Source organism: Weissella sagaensis, assembly GCF_005405285.1.
Classification (GTDB): Bacteria; Bacillota; Bacilli; order Lactobacillales; family Lactobacillaceae; genus Weissella; species Weissella sagaensis.
Genome location: NZ_BJDT01000025.1, coordinates 1 through 425, shown reverse-complemented (window position 1 = coordinate 425; position 425 = coordinate 1). Strand labels below are relative to the sequence as shown.

Genomic DNA, 425 nt, shown 5'->3' with positions numbered 1-425 from the left:
TTTGCAATCCAATTAGCAAAAATATTTGGCGCTTTTGTTGCTACTACTGCTAGTGAAAATAACACTGAATTTGTGAAGTCGTTAGGTGCGGATTTAGTAATAGACTATCATGAAAATACAATCACTGAAGTACTATCTGATTATGATGCTGTTTTAGACACGGTTAATGATATAGAGGGTGGTATTAGTATTCTTAAAACTGGTGGAAGTTTTGTAACGATTTCCGGTGCGTTGACTGAAGAACAAAAAGAGATGTCAGATAAGCATATAATGACTGGCTGGTTACAGCCAAATGGTGAAGACCTTAGTTTCTTAGGCAAACAAATTAGAAATAATAATTTGAAGATTGTGATTGATAGCACATATCCGCTTACAACTGAGGGAATACAATCTGCCCAAAAGCGTAGTGAAACACATCATGCTCG

1 protein-coding gene is annotated in these 425 nt (G+C 36.0%); it reads left to right on the top strand.

Annotation, left to right across the window (positions count from 1 at the left end):
* Nucleotides 1-425 (top strand): zinc-binding dehydrogenase (locus FFM55_RS09730; protein WP_137601022.1); only part of this gene is annotated, 425 nt, incomplete at both ends.